Here is a 19,911-nt window from a genome sequence, read left to right as displayed (position 1 = left end):
GAAACCTCCATCTTGTTTAGATGAGAAATGTTCTTTGAAGTTTAGAAACAGTTAGTCATTAATGGCAATTATAATGATGGAATTGTTAATAGGATTCTTAATGAGGTGTTGTCAGTGGTCTGACTCGTTTGGTTAGGAACACAAAAAGTAGCCGAGTGTGGCTCGGCTACTTTGTCTTGGCAGAGGAGAGGTCATTTTAACAGGCTTTTTAGTGCCACAGTCTCATCAGTTATGGACGGTATCTCGACAACTTTACCTGAATCGATCAACTTTCTTAGTACACGGATTTCGCGACCTTGATTTAAAGTGATGGCGCCTTTTACCTGATTGTCTACTACGTGAAACCAGATTGCTTTGTGAGTTGATACATCACCACGGATTATCCAGTGCTCACCGTGAATATCACCCACAAACTGCAGATTAAGATCGTATTGATCGGTCCAGAACCAGCCCGCACCAGGTTGACTAAAAGGTTGCTCCAGCATTGCCGAGGTTGCGATATCGGCTTGTTGGTTGGCATTTTCCCAAGTTTCTTTGCGTACCAGTTGACCTTGCGCATTTTTACAAAGGGTGACGTCTCCAGCGGCAAAGATATTTGGGTTGGATGTCTGACATTGGTTATTCACGATAATGCCGTTGTGTGTTTCCAGACCAGCCTGTTGAGCGAGCTGATCGTTTGGTTCAATACCTATGCCGTATACTACTCGATCGCCTTTGATTTGCTGGCCGTCCTGCAGCGTAAGGGTGACGTCACTAGCGGATTCGGCTAACTCAATTTGGGCATTGAAGTAAAACTTCACGCCACGATTTTGGTGATAATCTAGCAGATATTCTTGTACCGGCTTAGGTGTGTTGCGTCCCATCAATACCGGAGCGGCTTCAATTACGGTTACTTCACATCCGCTTTGGCGTGCGCTGGCGGCAACTTCCAGACCAATAGTTCCGGCACCGACAACGATGATACGCTCCTGATTTTGCAGATGAGGCCTCAAAGTTTGAGCATTTCGATGATGACGTAAAGTCAACGCTCTCTCTCCGAGTTCATCTAATAACGGAAAACGGCGAGCACAAGCTCCGGTAGTGATTAGCAACTTATCAAAGTCTATAAACGTATCATTCTCTAGGCACAGTCGGTGCTGTTGCGGTTCAATGGCTTTTACCGTGCATTGCTGCATTATGTTGACTTTATTTTGCTGCCACCAGTCGCTTGGCAGGATAAACTGCAACTGGGGGTCGTCATCTAATAGTGCCGCTTTTGACAAAGGTGGACGCTCATAGGGCATAACGGTTTCATCACAAATTAGTGTGAGACGTCCATCAAAGCCTTTTTGGCGTAAATAGGCGGCAGCCATCGCTCCCGCCTGGCCGCCACCTATGATTACAAAGTGTTTTTCCATGGATTCTCCTTACAGATCGAGACCTGCTGCAACGTGACGGATACCACGAATACCAAGACCAGCATCGGCATTGATCATCACACCTGTCAGCGTTCGGTTATTGCGTCGCGACGCTAGCATCACGTATGGTCCGGTAAAATCTTGGGTTTCTGGCATAGACTGAAGCGGTAGAATTGCTGCTACTTTTTCGGGGGTTAGTGAATCCATAATCGCGCAGTCTTGCTGATTGAGTGATTTAGGACCACGAAGATCCGTCGCCATACCACAAGGTCCAACGCCGTTAACACGCACTTTTGGTGCTAGCTCGTAAGCCAGTTGACGGATTAGACCGACCGCAGCATGTTTACTGGCCGTGTAAAGTGGACCTCCACCACCCGGATACCAGGCGGCGTTGGACAGGGTAAAAATCATGCTGCCGTGACTTTCAATCAAAGCTGGTGCAGCGGCCTTGGCTCCCAGAATGTAGCCAAGCACGTTAACACCAAGCAATTCGCTAAACCCTTGTTTTAAATTCTCAGCCGGAGTTTTAACCAGCGATACATTGTGATCCCAGATACCAGCATTGCCAATAAAGCAGTCCAATTTACCAAACTCAGTTAGGGCTGCGTCTACAACACGCTGGTTATCTTCCACTGATGTTACATCACCCTGAACGGCGACAATTCGGTCACCAAACTGGTGCTTAAGAGAGGCTATTTTGTCTGCAGAGATGTCGAGCGTGGCAATGTTTGCACCTTCTTCAATAAAGCGCTCTATTAGTGCCAGCCCGAGTCCGGAACCACCCCCGGTAATTAAGACGACATTGTCTTGTAAATCACTCATGACGCCTCCGGTAAATCAATGTAGACGGTGCCGTCCTCAACACTGACCGGGTAGGTGGCAATGGCATCGGTGGCGGGAAGGCAAAGTGCTTTCCCCGTTTTTAGACAAAAACTGGCGGCATGTAGCGGGCATTCCACTGTCGCATCATCTTCCAAGTAGCCTTCAGACATAGAGGCGTTACCATGACTGCAACGATCATTCATCGCATAAAATTCGTCGCCAACATGAAACAGTGCGATAACTGGGTCGGCATCAATCCGGAGAGCCTCACCTTCCGGTAACTCTTCAACGAGGCAAGCTTTAATTCGGTTCATCAGAAAAGCACACTAAGGTTATGAGAATTGATAGTCGCTTGGTCGAGAACAATCTCTCGTTTTAACAAGCTCCAGTTGTTGTCGGTATTGGTTTGTTTCACCAAGTCAAAACGAGTGCCGACATAGAAGGTTTCATCGCGTTCTTTTTGTGCGCGATACAGTATGTAATTGACTCTCGCGGCAAAAACACCCGGTAGTTCAGTTTCTTCCACCTGACAGTTGGTAATTAAGTGGCGAGTTCTTGAAGGTGGTTCTTCCGCCCATGCCATACCGGTTTCCAGACGGGCAATGCGTCGTTCAAGCTGTGACTTGGTATCATTAAAAATCCATGTCGTCGGTGGCTGCTTGCCTTTGCGACGATCACGGGTTTGAGCATTCACAGTAGTGCGCATCGTATAAGCCAGCTCGTCGTCCAGCAGTTCTAGCCAATCGCGGAACTTCCAGTCATCGAGTAATGTGGCTTCATGAAATAAGAACTGACTGATTTCGTGATGAATTTGAAGAGATACTGGTTTCATTTCAAAACCTCCTGTTGAAAAGCATCAGTCTTGGTTTGAATTTCATCCCAGCTTTCACTCGTTAGCAGGTCTGCCCAGCGCTGATACATGCCGCGTGCCGCTGTTTCTGAGAAGATATAGTTGGTGATACCTGGAACACCATCTTCACGCTGTTTTTCTTGACCAAGTCCCATTTCAAGACACAAAGTGCTATTTCGAGCTCGGTGACCTTTAAGTAATTTCTGAATTTCGCACCAGTTTTCTGAATCATCCTGTTCAAGGAAACCAGCAGGACCAAATGCGCGAGTGGCACTGTTTTCGAATGCGGCTTTTACTTCATCAGAGGCTGTTTTGTCAGTGATACAAAATGCCCATACTTCTACCTGATCAGGGCCTTTTGGATGCCAGACACGCAGCGTAGCTGTACCATTTAGCCATGATAAAGTCGGGAAGATGTTGTTGTGACCAGCTAAGCGTAATGCACGGACTTCTCCAAGACGTTGTTTAGCTTCTTCGTAGGTATCTCGGTAATAACGGGCTACTTCGCCATCTACCCATACGTTTGCATCCGGATTTTCTGTAAAGAAGAAGCCGCTGCCATGCCCATCTTGTCCAAACTGAACAGCATCTTTGGCTGTTTCCCAGACTGGTCGGGCAGTCTGATCTGCACCAAGTTTTCTGTCGGAGTCATCATTGGCACCTAACACCTGCACCGCAGAGGCGTGCGAGAAGAGTGCATGATATTGATCACTGGCAAATTGCTCAGCTGGGAATTTCCAATTACAGTTGATCACCCATTTCTGGACACCACCTACGATTTCGGTTCCACCCTCGCGGCGATCTAATACACCATCCAAATACCAGGCGATATCCCCTAAATATTCTTTTAGATCCGGAGCACTGGTATCCCAGTTAGCGAAAATCAATCCCTTGTAACTTTCGACACAAGGTACTTCATTCAGGCCCCACTGTGATTTGCACAGACCTTGGGGATAAGCACGTGGTTCGAGCGGTACATCGATCAGGTTACCGTCGATACCATATGACCAGCCATGATAAGGGCAGGTGAAAGCGCGAGTATTTCCGCAGTCACCATTGCTGACGCGCATAGCGCGGTGACGACACTGATTAAGGAAAGCTTTGATGCTGCCATCTTTTTGGCGTACAACAACTACAGCGTCTTCCCCCATGTAAGTGTTAAAAAAATCACCGGGTTTAGGAATTTGGCTTTCGTGGGCTAAAAATAGCCAGCATCGACCAAAAATTCTTTCTAATTCAAGTTGATATATATCAGGATCTGTATAAATACTTGGGGTGACACGGCCATTTGTGCTATCGATCAGACTGTAGATGTCCAGTTTTGAGTGTGTGGTCATATTATTGATATCCTCGGGTTACAGAGTTATTGACCTTATTTGTAGAGTCCCTAATCATGTTGCAGATTGGTAGGGAAAGTGTGAAATAGTTAATTTGTATTAAGTAATCGTTTTCACCTATAAATAGGATAAAACCATGGAATTAAGGCACTTACGTTATTTTGTTGCTGTTGCGAAAGAGTTAAATTTTACTCGGGCTGCGGCGAAGTTACACACATCACAGCCATCGTTGAGTAGTCAGATAAAGGATTTGGAAGAGTGCGTGGGCGTGCCGTTGCTAATGCGTAATCGAAGAAAAGTGACGATCACTGCTGCGGGGGAGTTATTTCTTAAGGAAGCTATTTCGATATTGGAGATGGCTGAAAACGCCAAGATTAAAGCAAGACAGGCAATGTTAAACGATAAATCAATAACGATTGGTTTTGTGCCTTCAGCAGAAGTTAACGTATTACCTGAAGTGCTCCCGTTACTACGACTTGAAAATCCGGATATGCAAATAGAGTTGAGTAGTGTCATCACCACGGAGCAGGAATCCCAAATACTCGACGGTCAGCTTGATGTAGGCTTCATGCGTAACCCTGTTATTAGCCCATTTGTAGAACGTATGGTTGTGTTTAGTGAGCCGCTAATCGTGATGTTGCCCGTATCGCACCCTCTGGTTTCGCACTCTGAGATTAGTCCGTCGATGCTCAATGGGCAGGATTTTATTGCCACAGATCCGCTTTATTCAGGGGCCTTGTCGCCAATGGTTAAGGATTATCTTAATTCCACAGAATGCCAACCAAATATTGTACAGACGTCGACTAATATCTTGGTTACGATGAATTTGGTTGGGATGGGATTAGGGCTTACTATATGCCCGGGTTATATGGAAAAATTTAATCCAGGTAATGTGGTTTTTCGCCCATTACAAGGAGAAGCACCACGTTTTGATCTTATTATGGCGTGGAATAAAGATAATCAAAATCCAGCTTTGCAGGAACTGGTTTCAATTGTGAAGTCAAAATTTAATGAGCCGAGAATTAATTAATTCCGTTTATTGAAATAAATATCTCTTGTTTTAATTTAATAACGGATAGCCAAATCGAAGATTATTTTTTGCCATACCCGATTATTTCTAGTGGGATATATTTTTTCATGTCTTGCATTAAGCGATCTTTCTTGGGTAATAACTTGACCAGTTAAGAATCCAAATTGGTATGAGTCGAGCAAGTACGCGTATCATACGTTACCAATACCCCAGCTTTGCCTATACTTTTACAGACTGGTTGAATGAGCAATGAGTTGTGTATGGTGGAGATGGCTAAATGGCGTTAATCGATAGCGATTACTATGGTGATAACCCAAACAATACAACGGCTAATATGGTAGCACTGTATCGGGAAGTGGACTGGCTAACCAATGTTATTAGCCAGGTTATCTGTAGCTATCTAAAACAAGACGGACATGAGCAGCATTGGATTGATATTCCTCCACCAGATACAGCACCCGGTAGCAGTTTGTATGCTGACATGCTCATTGACTGGGAGTTAAACGTTTTTGAACGACTCGCATTAGCCTTGGCAATGGCGCCTTCAATCCGTCCCGATGCACTGGATTTCTTTTTTGGTCTTAACGGGATGATTGATCGTCCATTCACCGAGTTTGGTGGCGTCGCTGATCGAACATTCAGCGGTTTCGTACCTACGGGCCAAACGCTCAATTTTTTAATCAGTGCCAATAACCCTGAATGGCGTGTCCATACGATGTCTATTCTCTCTTCCCAACATAAGCTGATGGCAGAGCAAGTCACAGAGCTGCTCTCTGTTGAGTCAGGAATCCCAAGTTTAGCAGGTGTCTACCGTTTGAATGACCACTGGCTAAATTATTTCATTACGGGTGAGCAGCATCGGCCAGAGTTAAGTACGAGCTTTCCCGCACATCCGTTAGATACGCCGCTAGAATGGTCGGAATTGGTGTTGGAGCATAACGTAATGAGCCAGATTGACGAGATCCGCGCCTGGCTCGCCCACGGCAATACTCTGATGCAAGACTGGCAACTGGCGAAAAAAGTAAAACCCGGCTATCGAGCTGTGTTCTCTGGGCCACCCGGTACAGGGAAAACACTGACGGCTGCATTGCTTGGTAAGTCTACTGGCAGAGACGTGTATCGGGTAGATTTGTCGATGGTGGTTTCAAAGTACATCGGGGAAACCGAGAAAAACTTATCGAGAGTTTTCGACGCTGCCAGTTATAAAGAATGGATACTGTTTTTTGATGAAGGTGATGCTTTGTTTGGCAAACGGACTGAAGCCAACTCTTCAAATGATCGCCATGCTAACCAGCTCACGGGATATTTATTACAAAAGATTGAAGACTTTCCCGGAACAGTCATTGTTGCAACCAATCTGAAAAGCAATATGGACGAAGCTTTCACCCGTCGATTCCAAAATATGGTGCATTTCACCATCCCCGGCCCAGAGGAGCGCTTGCAGCTGTGGAAAAATGCCTTCCACAATGTATGTGATCTTGCTGATGACGTCGACTTAAACAGCATATCCAGCGATTACCAGATGGCGGGTGGGCAAATAATTAATGTCCTTCGTCAATGTGCGCTAACGGCAATACGTCGAAACGAACGAAAGGTATATCAACAAGATATTATCTCGGGTATTCGGAATGAGTTCAGAAAAGACAACAAACTGGTCTAAATTAGTATTTGCGCTTTATTGCATAATGCACGTTCGATCCTAGACTCAATGTAAGCTAGATCAACGTTTGAGGATAACCAAAGTGTTTTCTGAGCTTAAAAAACGACCGAGTTCCCAGCCCCAAGATCCTGTCCAACGTAAGTATGGTCAATCCAACGCGCAAGTACTGGAAGATAACCGTGACTCTAACGCTATCCAACGTCAACCCAATCGCACAGGTCTACCGGACAATTTAAAGTCTGGTATGGAAAGCTTGAGCGGAAAGAGTCTTGATCACGTAAAAGTGCACTACAACTCCAGCAAACCCGCTGCCGTTCAGGCTCACGCGTACGCGCAAGGTAGCGATATTCATCTAGCATCCGGACAGGAAAAACACTTACCCCACGAATTGGGGCACGTCGTTCAGCAAATGGAAGGGCGCGTCAAGCCAACGACCTCTGTCGGAGGAATGGCGGTAAATGATAACCCATCACTGGAAAATGAAGCGACAGAGATGGGGAATAGGGCGATAAAGAATATTTCATGAAAGCAAACAAAGCTTAAAAAGGAAGTTGTGTATGTACAAGGAAGGAAAGGCAATAAATAAACTCACTAGTTACGTTAGTGATCAAGCCTTACAGCGCAAAAAGTACAGCCCCTCCCCTAGATACCTAACAGATAATAGGTTTACTGTTAAAGATGTAATTGAACAAAATAAAGTTGTACGTTCTACTCCGGCGGAGTATTTAAAGCCTATAGAGTTACCCAGTATTTTTAATCAACAATCGTTGATGGACTCTAAGAAAGTGATGCAAGCTCGTATTCTGAAGGATGTAAAAGATGCAGGGAAAAGTTTGTGGCCAGGTGATTTTATTATTAAACCTAGATATTGCGAGCCCTTGTTAAATTTCATTCGGGGTAAAGTAGCATATAACCCTAATGTTTCAGTTTTAGAAAAATTAAATGATATGGAAGAGGATGCGAAGTTCAATAAACGGGAGTCTAGTATAAGAAAAATCCATAAAATTAGAGATGAATATAGTAATTTAGTTGACGGTTTGTCTTTTGGAAACCATCGACGCTTGACATGGGGATACATACAGCGGGAATGGTCAAAGTTAGATGATGATATTCAAAAACAGTTCATCGAACTTCAGGGAAGTAAGTGGATTGTAGGCCAACATAACTTTAACCTTGACCGTTCTCAGTCTCAAAATATCAATAGAGCTTCGGAGGGTGAAAAAGGAGAAGATTGGCGCCAGCGTGGAGTTCACAAGACACTACGTACTAAGTTACCGTATAAAATGAATCAACATTACACCGTAGGAACTGGAACAAAACAAGCTCCAGGACCAGAGCGAATATTCACGAAAAATGCGGTTCTTATAAATGGAGAAAAAGCAGTACATGCGTATTATTCTGCTACCCATGGAGACAATTCACATAATGGAAAAAATAATATTACTAGAATTATTTCAGAACAGAATATTGGAGATATGCGAGTTGTCGCTCCATGGGACCCATATTTAAGCCAAAAAGATGGAAAAGAATTCAGTTGATTGGTAACAGGATCTAAGGTACTTAGAATGTTTCAAGCTAAAGTGAAGTCTAAAAATAACTCTAATAGTAGTGTTATTTATAGCCTTGAAAAGAACCTTAAAGTTAACTCAAAGGCTATTGAGTTTTTAGATAACCGGTCAACATTATTAGTGCCAAGAATATTGAAGGAAAATAATGACCATGCCCACTTTAATAAGAAAAGAGTTAGTCTGACAGGTGGTATGACACAATTTAAGGTACAGAAGTATGCTGCGGGACGTTGGTATTCTACATTTGACCCTTACAGAACATTCTGGACAAAATCAGAAGCAACGAAATACGATAAAGAGTTAAGATTAAAAGGTCGTATTCATCTATCTTCAAGAGTACCAACTTTGTATACTTACACTCATACTAAGCCTAACAATAAGATTAGTAGTATCCCTCAAGGTCCTCATACTGTTGCACACCGAGTCACACTTTCGGCTTTGACAAGTATTACAACTATGCCTGAAGTTCAATATATTTTTGATGAGCAGGTAGTGAATGCGAACGAAGTAAGAGATTTCTTGAACAAAGATGAATTACCGCTTTCCGGAGCATTTTCCAATCAGATACAAGCGCGGATAAATCGTTTTATCAATGACTACGAAGCCATTCACGACAGTCTTATGATGGAGTTGAACAAAACCCCCGGAGATTTAGTTACTGCTAAACATCTATTAAATCAGCTATTAAATATGGATCCATATGCGGTTTATTCTTGGAAAACAACCACAGCAGCTTCTAAAGCTAGCTTAAAGGGTAAAAGCGAATCAATTCAAAACCCTACTTTCTCTGATATGTATGATAAACCACCAGCAAGTTCCTTTAGAAACCAAGCTAACCTGAATGAATTTGTCAATCATCGAGAGCAGTTGTTCGATGATTATATGGCTGATTAACAGTTATTTAAAAATAAAAACTATGTAGAATTTATTTTAGGTGAGTGAAGCTATCACATTTTACAACTATTTATAGGTGGAAATATGTACACGCAAATCGACAATTCTAAAAAGCGCTCTACAGTTCAACTTGCAGCGATATTGAGTAAACGGAAGAAAAACTTGAGTCAAAGAGCAGGACTAGAAGACAATCGGCGTAAAGATATCTCTAAACAACGATTACAAGACGGTACTCGAAGTAGTTATCAACTCCAGAGATTAAAATTAGTTAGTTCCGGTGTTATACAAGGCAAGGGTATTAACTTTGAAGCTGGTCAGGGCTCCATGTGGCATGTTCATAAAGATCATGTGAAATACAATGGTGATGACCGTTCTAGAATAAATTTTGACGGACGTACAAAAACCTATATTAAGAAAGAGATGGAGATGTACCACAACACTTTATCTCATAACAAAAATCGGCATCATACATATTTAGAATGTAGAAAATGGATTAACAAACATCTTTAGTTGGCAATTATTACCTAGTCATAATAAAGCCCCAATTTCTACACCTAAATACTTGGGGCTAATTTTAATTAGCAACTAGTTTACAATCTAATTCTAAAGCTTTAAGGCTTATCCCCTTCCATTGTCAGCCATCTGACCACCAACAATATCCATATAATTAATGCCATAAATCCAAGTAATATCGGAACTTGATAGGCTTTAAAGTATGGGTCTGCGACAAACACCAACATTAATGCAGCCAGAGAGCCGATACAGAGAAGGACGAATGGCAGTTGAACGAGGTATTTTCTGAGTTCGTAATACCAGTTGCTGATGATGAGTACGGCGGCAATACCAATAAAGACAACAAACAGTATCGTGCGTAATAACCATCGGTTTGGACAGATCCAGTCCATCACAACCAGAATCTGCTCTTGTAATGCAGCGAACATGGATGGTAGTGACGAAGTTTTTGGATAAAAGGTATCGTCTACCAATTGCTGGCTTAGGTCATTCAGTGGGATAGGCTGGTAAGCCGCACCGATAAAGCTCCAGCTTGAAAGGCGAAGTAGCTGTGTTAGCTCGATTTCTGAGTTACGGTTAAATTCAGTAATGAGCATAGGAACAATCTGTTTAAACAGTTTTTCGACCGCGAGCTGATCGCTTTGGTTGCTTAACCAGTGATGGATTTCTTGTATTTGAGTTAATTCTTGCTTCGCAATTTCAGATGTGGCGGTGTTGCTGTTCCTTTTGACCTCAGGTCGCACGATCAGCAGGTTTGTCACTTCAGCGAGTGCGTTAAGATTATCAAATTTATAGAAGCCGCCAGACTCTGAATTGAGAACTTTGTTGGCAGATATGATGACGTTAAGAAAATAACGGTCACTTGATGACGCTGTCACATCTTCAATATTTGTGATATTGGAACCTTCTTTCTTAAGCAGAGCAAGTTTAAGTGTGCGGACGAAGGTAATAAATTGTTGTTGGCTTAGCGAGGTTTTGAGGACTGATAAGTCAACATCAAGAGTAATACCATCCGCGATGCTAGGAATTGACTCCATACCCAATGTCATAATTGGTTTCATTCTATTTATGATTGAGCTGTCGAGGGGTTGAGCAATGGCATCGACCAGCTGGTCGATTAACGGTTTGTCCAAAAGTTCTATTAGTGAGACTAAAGTTAAGTCTCTTGGCGTCGTAACGACAAGATCAACCTCGCTGCGATAGCGATGAGCTAATCGAATAAATTGGGTATTTTCGGGTTCTGTTTTCCAGTTAGGTGGAAGAACTAACAAGCTGCCACTACTGCTTGGTTTTGCGACAGCGCCAAAAAAGCCGATGCGGTCAAGCTGACTAAAATTGATGACTTGCTGTTCTTCGGATTGATACCAGTATGGAAAAAAGCCATAGAAAGTTGCATCGTTAAAAATGGAGTCGCGACTGTCCTGACAACCACAACTCGCAGGTGCTTCCCAGACCACTGGTGTACTCGTATCAGGAGCAAGCCCGGATTTATAGGCTACTTTGAGTACATTCTCGGCGTCGCTCGACGAAGTATCTATACCTTCAAGCGTCATTGCCGCTTGCATCAAATACTCGCTGGCGAAAACCTGATTAGCAATAGGCTCAAGTAGTTTTTGCAGACTTGCAGGTACGACGTAGATGTTTTGCTTTTGCAATGCGGTTGCAAGGGCATCGCTGTCTAGCTGCCAGGTTATCAAAGGCGCGGTGGTTTTCGTTGTCGCAGTGGTGCTGCTTTCTGTCACACTCTTTCCATCATCAGCCGTTTGTGGGCTGGTGTCACTGTCGCTTTCACCGTCAGATGTTGTTGAACTTTCTGTAGAGCTGCTATTTGAATCTGAAGCAGAAGAAGCCGTTGAATCAGTATTGGAGCTTGAACTAGGCGTAGAACTGGACGTTGAGCTTGTACTAGAACTAGAACTAGAACTAGAACTAGAACTAGAACTAGAACCGGAGCCTGTTGTTGTCTCGGAATTTGATCCAGACTCTGTAGCGTCACTATTTTTGCTGGTTTGGGATGTGGTGGTGCTTTCGGTTTCACTATTACTTTGTGTTGCTTGGTCAATACTCTGAGATTGAATAAAGCTGTTAAGGTCCAATGCTGGGTTGAACGTAACATCAAGCTGATCAATAAGCGTCACTAACTGGTTATAGAGTTCGTTTCTTTGTGAGAACTGCTGCTTTCCTAAGGCGGTGAGTGCAGTGAGCGTCGCTTGTCTGTTGAGGTCATTATCAGTCAGTTGGTAGTAATAGCTTGGTATATTGGCTTGAGAGCCTGACGATGAAGAACCAGTAGAGCCGGGAATCAGATCTGGCGCTAAGAGCTCAGCCAGTTGTGATGAACTCAAAGTTAGCAGTTCTCCTGAGTCTACACTGTCTCTCCAGTTCGGGAATACGGCACTAATTTCTGCCGCACGTGCCAGATCTTTCAGCGTTGTGTCAACAAAATCTGAACTGCTGCCGGAGGTTTCACTTACGGTATCCGACACGTTGAAATCATTACAAAAATTAATCAGCCACTGGCGAGTCACTGGGCCAAAAATGCCGTCGGTTAACCGTCTTCCATTGGACTTTAATGCCGCCTGATAAGTCGCGTCAGGCTGGTAAATCACCTTCAATTGCTGCTGAATGATACGCCCGTTATAACGGGAATCTTTGGTTGGCAATTGGCCGCTGCAACTGTAGGCGGAAGTCGATGCCGATGGAGCTTGTGCCGACACCGATAAAAAGGACACCCAGATTATTGTGGCGACTAGTAGCCAGCGCAGCACAGTGCGGCCGTGGTTGATTAGATGATGACTATGAATCAGGTTCAGGAAGAAATCATTCATGATAAATTATCCTCACCGCCACGTGACAAACAGAGGTTTGTCCATCCATGGGAATTTGATGGTTTGGAAGCTCCAGGGAATTTGGTCTAACAGCATGTCAAATGCACCGGGAATTACACTAAGTTGCCACTGTTTTTCTTCGTCTAATAGTTGGCCTTCACGTTGTATAAATGTTGTTCTCAAGCCTTCTATCGAAGTTGAACCAAGCGAGTTCCAGTGACTAATAATTGCATTGAGCAGACCATCAATTATCGAAATAGCCTCACTTGGTAAATCCACTTGGCTGGGGATAGGAGTACTTATCGGTATGCCACATAAAATCTTATTTAGTGGCAGCAAGTACTCAGGTGCTTCGCTTCGACCATCAACCAAATACTGCAGACAAAACAGCGCTTGGTATTTAGCTTTCTCACTGACGAAGACTTTTCCGTCCGTGAGGTTGAGTCGTTGAAACAAAGTGGGGATATAAGTGGACGCGAGCACTAAGCCTGCATTATTGATGCTTATGGGCTCTGATTTTTTGTTCTCTTTTTCATTTGGATCTTTCCACAATAACGGCTTGCTTTTCCTCTCTGAACGGCTTGGTTCAGCTACGTTTTCTATTGAGTTATAGAGACGTTGAACTTGCGGTTGTGAACGGTCGAGACCGGCTGGTGGAACTGGGGCTGTTAACTTCAAAGGCAAGGTGTTGCGACTTATCTCTTCTAACAGCGGGAAGAGTGTTGATTGGCGGGATAAGTTTAGTTTCTCTGCTAACTGTTTTGTCTTGTCACTTTTATCATCGTCTTCGAGTTTATCCATAATGACTGGATAAGCAGTGAGGTCGTTGAGCACTACATGCAGCAATTGAACCGCACTTGCTGTTATTCCCTGAAGCAACAAACGGTGATAGATGACACGCCAAAATACCTGTTTCCATTTTTGTGTATTTCCCATCAACACAGAAAACGTCTGATATAGGCTAACCATGACGGGCACGAAATTTGTGTATTGTTTTGCGAATACTTGAAAGTGATAGTGGTCGGTCAGTCCGTCTATCCAACTCGCGAGCTTTTCTGGATTGAGTAGCTCCGCAGATAGATGCGTCCATAATGCGTGATGATCGAGATTCAGTGCCAGTTCTAACTTGGTTTCATCAATTTGACTCGATTGCAGAAAATCCCAATTCGTAATGTGCGCGATTGTGTCGTTTTGTGTGCTCGATGCCGAATGCGCACGGAAATGTTGAGACGAAGAAATATCGGTTCCAGATGTTCGTTCCATTAACACCTGTTCAAGCACAGCTTGAATGTTGCCGTTCGTTATTCGAGAGCCATTGAGCCGTTCAGAATTGTGTTTACCTTTGTTCACCATTGTATGAGCAAGTTGTGTGACTTCTATTTGGAAGTGATTGCTCAATGTTAAAAGAATGGAACGCAGTGCCGTTTCTGCTGAGAAGGATAGCCCTGTCTGAGTTAGCGACGCATCCCATACCCACGCCCAAATTAGTCTATCAATCGATGACCTGATGCTGGTTTTTGAATGATGAGTCAGTTCATGAATCGAATCTGCTATCCATGAGCGGATAGAGAGAACATCAAACGCAACGGTTGATAAGTCTTTATTCGCCAGAGTGAGTAACTGGAAAAGCGTTTGCTCGTCAAAGTGTTGAATCCACCGTTTTCTTATCTTGTTTGACTGGCTTAACTTAATAATCACCGCCGTAAGTGATTTAGCATCGAGAGAAGAAAGCGCAGTTTTCAATAGCCGTTGCCACTGTTCGGGCTTCCCGTCTGCCAGAGCCTGAATCACTTCAACAGGAACATTTATGTGGCTCGAAATAACGCTGTTTAACCAGTGTTGGTTAGCCTGAAGAGGAGTATCTGCATCTTGTGGAGTCTCTAAAGACAAATTGTGATTGGTACTCTTCAATGCGGGTAAAAGAGAACGTAACGACTGCACGAGCCGGTAATTAGTTTGAGTATTTAACGAAGACAGCAGCGATTGAACCAAGTCGAGGTGGTGTATATTTCGGTGCGAAGCAATTTGATGAGTTAGGGACAACAAGTAACTGCGTTTATTAAACTCACTGCCACGCTCAACCAGCAAATAGCTGAGGGTAAATTGCCACAAGCTGCTGCGTAGAGCATGGTCTTCAACTGGCTTTGACTCAGTTTCCGTTATGATCGTCCTCTCTAGATGATGACGGTTGGAAATGATGTCGTGAACCACTTCGTTTGCTCGTGGTTCGATAATGTCGATGAATCGAAATAGAGTGGCATCGGAATAGTGTTCGCTCCAATGCTGGCGTACGGCGGCGAGTTGCCCAATCCAAAACAATAATCCTTTGATAAAGCGACGTTCGTCAGGTAATGCGCGGAGCAGACTTCTTTCATCTCCATGTTGGAGGATCAGTAAGAGGGCATTTAGCGAGTCTGATTTACTTGTGTTGGTTGAAACTCGCGTGTGGTCTTGAGCAAGTGTATGCCATGAGATTTGGGTTTCGTATGCCGCTTTATCTGTATCGCTAGGTGATGTTTTGTCTGCGTTAACGCGGACAATGTCAGGTTCTATAGCATCCAGTAATTTCATCATTTGCTGTCTTAGCGCACTATCGATATCGGTCATCTGGAGCCTGTTACGAAGATCTGAAAATAACGCCGATGCTTTGAGGTTATGCATGGCGGCCATTTTTACGATCACGCTTTTCATGTACTGCTGTTTATTGAAGTGGCTGCCACGCTCGACCAGTACGTAATGGAAAGTGAAGTGCCACAGTTGCAGCGTCACTTGTTGGTTTGATACGGCAGAATAAACGGCTTTTGAAGTGGTTGCAGGGGCAGAATTTTTAGCAGGCAGCCATAGCTGAGGGCGAGATAAGAGTTGGGCTAAAAATGGATAATGCAATGGCTCTAAACGTTCTAGTAAAGAGAAACGTCTATTTTCGTCGAGTGACTGGATCAAAAGTAGGGGTAAACGTGGGTCTTTGCTGTGTTTACCCAAAGCAAAAAGAATACTCGATGCGTATCGCGCCATGAGTCTATCCCAATGCGGTAGCAATGCAGACAAGTTACGGTTCGAAATCGCGGTATCAACATATTGGTTCCAGTGATTGGAGAGCTGGGTTTTCAGGCCTGAATCATGGTTAATGCCACCTGTTTCCAGTAACGCAATCATTACCGCGAGACGGTTTTTATGGCTTAATAGCGGTAAGAGTTGCGCTAATGATTGCTCAGGAAGTTGCATTGCCAATCTTAAACAGAGGGTTTCAGAGTTATCCGAGAACTCGAGAGCATTGTTTATGCGGTCTGGAGCGTTGAGCAGAGCCTCTATTACCCCGGTTTCGGACAGTTGCTGTTGATATTTAAACGGCCAGGAGAGTTGTCCTGTTTCGATAAAATGCCACGCTTGTTGCCAGCGATAGTCATCTAGTTCATGTTGGTTAGCGCCGTTCTCGATACTTTCACTGACTTGGTTCTTCGACATGTGAATGTTCGATTTTCGCATCTTGGCCGAAGCATCCAAGCTCGTCTTTCGGTAAAGCTCTTGGTACAGCTGCTTTAAGATCTGCGTTTTCAGGGCAGGGCGTAGGCTTGTACTCGAAATATCGCCTGTATCGAGCTCAATCTTATCAATGCAAATAACGATATCCGGTGAGCAAATCTGGTTAAGAAGTTCATCCATAGAAGGCAGAAGATCGTTTATTAGCCATTGATACGCCTCCGCTTCAAACTGTTCTGCATCGACCGCGTTATCAAACTCGATATCAAGCTCTACTTGTTTGAACAAGTGGGTTTGAGTTTCAGGTTTCGACGCTATTTTGTCTGCTTTGATCATAAGATTAGCGCCTCCTGCGCGGCATCTGGTTTTTGCAGGAACGTTAACAGGTTCTTCGCCATCTCATCGCATTGTTGCTTATCCTCATTACTATTTAGTTGGATGGTTAAGGCTTTTTGTTTTCTCCATGCGTGATACAGATTTTCAAACTCAGAAAAGGCATTGAAATTTAGCCACATTAAGTGAACGCAGAGATGAGCCGGAGTATTCGTTCTGATCAGTTGCGCCACTTGTTGTCGGAACAAAGGACTGCGGTGACGGGCGGTGAATCCCGGCATAACTACGCAGACCTGATTGGCCAGCGATTCAATGTCGCTCTCGGGATGGCGGAGTGTGATTGGCTCCACCACGTGCAGCGTTTCTGTCTGCTGATTGATTTCGACCAGCCACGCTTGCAACCAATGGCAAAAACGTATCAGCTTTTGTTTGTGGTTGTAACGCCCTATGTATAGCCAACGTTTCTCTTCGTTTGTTCCTATGTCAAAGAAGAGTCGGTAGTCACCCGTTCTTGCGCGTTTGAGTATCCGGTAGCGTTGATTATCGATGCCAAATTGCAACAGCGATTCAGGTAACGTTTGAGCATTTAACGCGTAGACCGAAGCGCGAATTTGACGTTTTTGCTGAGTAGAAAGTGATATTTTCTCTTGGCTTTCCGGTAGCGTTTCGAGATTGGGTAATACGGTTTCTTTAAGTTCGAAAACCGCTTTTTGTCCCATATCGCTGCTTAGATAGTCTTCGTCAGTGACGATATTCAAAAGGTAGCGACTGATATTGAGGTTTGCCCCCTCATCTTCATTGTTCAAGGCGTTCATGCCGAGCAGAATCGATAACCTTTGTTGGTATCCGCCGGTGTGACTCGGGTTAAGCAAGTTATTACCCAAACCGCGCTGATTACTAATGGTTGCGATGTTGCGAATAAATCGCTGTTTGTGTTCTAGCAACAGCCAATCAATATCATGCTCTCTACAATATGGGGTAAACGCACGATGAAGCATATCGGGGTACTGTTCGCCATAAAGTGCGATCAGGTAATCGTAGATTCGACCTTTACGCTCCGGAAAATTATCAAACTCGGATTGCAGCGCTTGCAGTTTCGACTTTGCGTCGGCAGGGTAATGGCTGTTGATATCGTTGAATTCTTGAGGCGTCAGCGTGTGGACATGGTAGCTGGTTGGTTGACTCAATGAAGTAGAAAACAACTCGGGCAGCTTTGTCAGATCCTCACAAAAATTGGCCATCAATTGATCAAACAGCAACAGGTAACTGCGCAATTGATGACGTTGTGCCTGAGATTTTGGATCGTAGCCAGTATTGGTTTTTGTGGCCAATTGATAGTTTCGCGGGAATAAGGTTTGGATGGAGTCGTAGCTACTGAGATCGCGATGATGACCGGATGGGAGTGGCATTGCTGTCGTTAAATGCTGACGCTGTATGGTTTGCTGCTGCAATTGTTGCTCAATTTGAATGACCACATCGGCAACGTCAAGAGCGACGAGATGTTGGTTTTGTACAACCTCAAGGCGAATATCTGAATCGGCTTCTGGCATGATTAAACTGGCGTACTCAGGTATCTCTGATATGGCCACGATGGGTTCATCTGGGTGTGTTTCGGCTTCGAACCTGATACCTCTCACTTGTTGAATGCTGGCACTGCTTAGAATTAGATCTTCAAGCTCACTTAAGTCTCCGTTGGTTCTTTGCCTCAACCAATGCGCGCACTGATAATAGATGTTAGCGGCTATCTGATTTGCATCGACTCCATCATTACTTATCTCGATAGTGGCTGCCAGATGAATGCAAGTTTCTCCAATAACATTTACTTCTTCGATATCTTCACCTAATCCTCTTATCTGATGGTAGGTTTGAAGAATACTCTGTATGGTAGGGTCGTTTTTTTCCGGATTGGAATCCTCGCCCTTGGTTTGCAAAGCGCGTTGCTGGCGTCGAAAGAAACGTTGTAATAACCCGGAAATCTGATAAAGGCCCAAGTGTGGGTACTGTTCTGAGCTTTGAAACCAAACTTGCTCCAGTTGCGGCGTTGTTCTGACAATAAAGTCCTGATATTCGCTCGGTATTTGAGGCGGGGCAGACAAAACCTCATCGGGACGAGCCAACCCGTAATACGGATAATCAATGCGACCGTAATCGTCCGCCAAGAGATCGCATACGGCAAAATCACTGCGATAGATAATATCGGTAAGCGCAAAACAGACCTGTTCCAGAATGGTGACGCCAGGATCGTGGGTGTTGTAGTCTGTCCAGACTTTGCCACCTAATTGTTGGATATAGGTAATACCAAGCTGGAACAAGCGTTCAAACTTATCCGGGTCGTTTTGATGTTCTTGCTTCGATATGGTCACTGACATAATCAGGCCTGTTTATCCTCTTGGACAATCTCGCAATTGGTCATGTAGTCGTCATCCCATAATTTCGTGATGTGATAGCGGATATATCGGTTATCTCCATAACTGGTGTTGGTTCGAATTTGCAGTCGATAAGGTCGCTTCGTTCCTTTCTCAGTTTCATGCAGCCACCTCAGTTTTAACTTGTCCGCAGGAGAGCGAAAGAATGCGTGTTGCGCCTTTATTGGATTTTTTCTTCGCCATTGCCACCACCAGTGATTCGGCGCGCATGTATTAATGGCGATCGCGTGGAGCATCGCATATCGGCCAGTGTGTCGGATGCCAATGCCCGCGACTACTTCAAGCATTTGGCAACCCTCTAACGTATCCGTGATGTCGTGCCATTTCCCGTCAGCAGGAATTAGAGCGTCGACCGTTTCTGTTCCGCGTCGGCCTTGTGAAGAAACGGTGCCTTTTACATCGAGCTCGTGTTCTGGCGTTTCGGTTTTTATCCCGACATTACCACTCGGAGTTAGCGTCAAATTGGTTTCGGGAGCGTCATTCTTATCTGAATCCGTAACATTGGCGAGTGGGTTAGCCTTAAAATGCAAGTTGGTGGTCTTCGCGGCTAAACCTACGTGCCAAAGGGCAGTATTGCGATCACTTTGCTGATAAAAACTCAGCAAGTGCTCCTGATCTAAAGCGGTCAATTGCAAGCCAGTTGCAGGCGGTTTCTCAAATCCATCTTCAACCTGATTGACGCAGGAGTCGATCAAGTCCGCGAAATGCTCCGCAGAGGGCATATTTCCGGGTTGGAAAAAGTTTTTGAGTGTACTTCTATTGCGTTTTGGCAT

At 44.3% G+C, this 19,911-nt stretch carries 15 protein-coding genes; 6 read left to right on the top strand and 9 right to left on the bottom strand.

Features of this window, described 5'->3' with window-relative positions; genetic code table 11:
- Nucleotides 1–191 precede the first annotated feature (191 nt).
- From hcaD to hcaE, 5 genes are read right to left on the bottom strand one after another with little or no spacing between them, the layout of a single operon-like run.
- Nucleotides 192–1,397, bottom strand: a complete 1,206-nt coding sequence (gene hcaD / locus V1U08_RS08215) for a 3-phenylpropionate/cinnamic acid dioxygenase ferredoxin--NAD(+) reductase subunit (RefSeq protein ID WP_330470389.1) — start codon at nt 1,395–1,397, stop codon at nt 192–194.
- Nucleotides 1,398–1,406: 9 nt separating this feature from the next.
- Nucleotides 1,407–2,219, bottom strand: coding sequence for a 3-phenylpropionate-dihydrodiol/cinnamic acid-dihydrodiol dehydrogenase (gene hcaB, locus V1U08_RS08210; protein WP_330470388.1), 813 nt, complete (start codon nt 2,217–2,219; stop codon nt 1,407–1,409).
- Nucleotides 2,216–2,533, bottom strand: coding sequence for a 3-phenylpropionate/cinnamic acid dioxygenase ferredoxin subunit (gene hcaC / locus V1U08_RS08205; protein ID WP_020333182.1), 318 nt, complete (start codon nt 2,531–2,533; stop codon nt 2,216–2,218). The genes hcaB and hcaC overlap by 4 nt, the downstream gene beginning before the upstream one ends.
- Nucleotides 2,533–3,051 (bottom strand): 3-phenylpropionate/cinnamic acid dioxygenase subunit beta, encoded by a 519-nt coding sequence (gene hcaF / locus V1U08_RS08200; RefSeq protein ID WP_020333183.1) that lies wholly within the window; start codon nt 3,049–3,051, stop codon nt 2,533–2,535. The genes hcaC and hcaF overlap by 1 nt, the downstream gene beginning before the upstream one ends.
- Nucleotides 3,048–4,406 (bottom strand): 3-phenylpropionate/cinnamic acid dioxygenase subunit alpha, encoded by a 1,359-nt coding sequence (gene hcaE / locus V1U08_RS08195; RefSeq protein ID WP_020333184.1) that lies wholly within the window; start codon nt 4,404–4,406, stop codon nt 3,048–3,050. Before hcaE ends, hcaF begins: the two co-directional genes overlap by 4 nt.
- Nucleotides 4,407–4,542: 136 nt before the next feature.
- Between hcaE and hcaR the strand changes: the two genes are divergently transcribed.
- From hcaR to V1U08_RS08165, 6 genes are all read left to right on the top strand, one after another.
- Nucleotides 4,543–5,436 (top strand): DNA-binding transcriptional regulator HcaR, encoded by an 894-nt coding sequence (gene hcaR, locus V1U08_RS08190; protein ID WP_020333185.1) that lies wholly within the window; start codon nt 4,543–4,545, stop codon nt 5,434–5,436.
- Between the two features lie 277 nt (nt 5,437–5,713).
- Nucleotides 5,714–7,096, top strand: coding sequence for an ATP-binding protein (locus V1U08_RS08185; protein WP_330470387.1), 1,383 nt, complete (start codon nt 5,714–5,716; stop codon nt 7,094–7,096).
- 82 nt (nt 7,097–7,178) lie between these two features.
- Nucleotides 7,179–7,622: an eCIS core domain-containing protein gene (locus V1U08_RS08180; RefSeq protein WP_330470386.1), complete on the top strand. Its 444-nt coding sequence runs from the start codon at nt 7,179–7,181 to the stop codon at nt 7,620–7,622.
- A gap of 31 nt (nt 7,623–7,653) precedes the next feature.
- Nucleotides 7,654–8,634, top strand: a complete 981-nt coding sequence (locus V1U08_RS08175; protein WP_330470385.1) for a hypothetical protein — start codon at nt 7,654–7,656, stop codon at nt 8,632–8,634.
- A gap of 27 nt (nt 8,635–8,661) precedes the next feature.
- The gene (locus V1U08_RS08170; RefSeq protein ID WP_330470384.1) at nt 8,662–9,558 is read left to right on the top strand and encodes a hypothetical protein; all 897 of its coding nucleotides are present in this window, start codon (nt 8,662–8,664) and stop codon (nt 9,556–9,558) included.
- A gap of 84 nt (nt 9,559–9,642) precedes the next feature.
- The gene (locus V1U08_RS08165) at nt 9,643–10,068 is read left to right on the top strand and encodes a hypothetical protein (protein ID WP_330470383.1); all 426 of its coding nucleotides are present in this window, start codon (nt 9,643–9,645) and stop codon (nt 10,066–10,068) included.
- Nucleotides 10,069–10,169: 101 nt separating this feature from the next.
- Here the strand turns inward: V1U08_RS08165 and V1U08_RS08160 are convergent, their stop codons facing one another.
- From V1U08_RS08160 to V1U08_RS08145, 4 genes are read right to left on the bottom strand one after another with little or no spacing between them, the layout of a single operon-like run.
- Nucleotides 10,170–12,899 (bottom strand): hypothetical protein, encoded by a 2,730-nt coding sequence (locus V1U08_RS08160; RefSeq protein ID WP_330470382.1) that lies wholly within the window; start codon nt 12,897–12,899, stop codon nt 10,170–10,172.
- Nucleotides 12,900–12,911: 12 nt separating this feature from the next.
- Nucleotides 12,912–16,715, bottom strand: a complete 3,804-nt coding sequence (locus tag V1U08_RS08155) for a contractile injection system tape measure protein (protein WP_330470381.1) — start codon at nt 16,713–16,715, stop codon at nt 12,912–12,914.
- A complete protein-coding gene (locus V1U08_RS08150) occupies nt 16,712–19,081 on the bottom strand; it encodes a hypothetical protein (protein WP_330470380.1) in 2,370 nt (789 codons plus the stop codon). Before V1U08_RS08150 ends, V1U08_RS08155 begins: the two co-directional genes overlap by 4 nt.
- A gap of 2 nt (nt 19,082–19,083) precedes the next feature.
- Nucleotides 19,084–19,911, bottom strand: a complete 828-nt coding sequence (locus V1U08_RS08145) for a hypothetical protein (protein ID WP_330470379.1) — start codon at nt 19,909–19,911, stop codon at nt 19,084–19,086.

The organism is Vibrio sp. YYF0003 (assembly GCF_036350715.1).
GTDB lineage: Bacteria > Pseudomonadota > Gammaproteobacteria > Enterobacterales > Vibrionaceae > Vibrio > Vibrio natriegens.
This window is presented reverse-complemented; position numbering and strand designations above follow the sequence as displayed.

Coding starts and splice junctions, on each gene's coding strand:
- hcaD (WP_330470389.1), bottom strand. CDS start 1,397: ATGGAAAAACACTTTGTAATCATAGGTGGCGGCCAGGCGGGAGCGATG.
- hcaB (WP_330470388.1), bottom strand. CDS start 2,219: ATGAGTGATTTACAAGACAATGTCGTCTTAATTACCGGGGGTGGTTCC.
- hcaC (WP_020333182.1), bottom strand. CDS start 2,533: ATGAACCGAATTAAAGCTTGCCTCGTTGAAGAGTTACCGGAAGGTGAG.
- hcaF (WP_020333183.1), bottom strand. CDS start 3,051: ATGAAACCAGTATCTCTTCAAATTCATCACGAAATCAGTCAGTTCTTA.
- hcaE (WP_020333184.1), bottom strand. CDS start 4,406: ATGACCACACACTCAAAACTGGACATCTACAGTCTGATCGATAGCACA.
- hcaR (WP_020333185.1), top strand. CDS start 4,543: ATGGAATTAAGGCACTTACGTTATTTTGTTGCTGTTGCGAAAGAGTTA.
- V1U08_RS08185 (WP_330470387.1), top strand. CDS start 5,714: ATGGCGTTAATCGATAGCGATTACTATGGTGATAACCCAAACAATACA.
- V1U08_RS08175 (WP_330470385.1), top strand. CDS start 7,654: ATGTACAAGGAAGGAAAGGCAATAAATAAACTCACTAGTTACGTTAGT.
- V1U08_RS08170 (WP_330470384.1), top strand. CDS start 8,662: ATGTTTCAAGCTAAAGTGAAGTCTAAAAATAACTCTAATAGTAGTGTT.
- V1U08_RS08165 (WP_330470383.1), top strand. CDS start 9,643: ATGTACACGCAAATCGACAATTCTAAAAAGCGCTCTACAGTTCAACTT.
- V1U08_RS08160 (WP_330470382.1), bottom strand. CDS start 12,899: ATGAATGATTTCTTCCTGAACCTGATTCATAGTCATCATCTAATCAAC.
- V1U08_RS08155 (WP_330470381.1), bottom strand. CDS start 16,715: ATGATCAAAGCAGACAAAATAGCGTCGAAACCTGAAACTCAAACCCAC.
- V1U08_RS08150 (WP_330470380.1), bottom strand. CDS start 19,081: ATGTCAGTGACCATATCGAAGCAAGAACATCAAAACGACCCGGATAAG.
- V1U08_RS08145 (WP_330470379.1), bottom strand. CDS start 19,911: ATGCCAAAACGCAATAGAAGTACACTCAAAAACTTTTTCCAACCCGGA.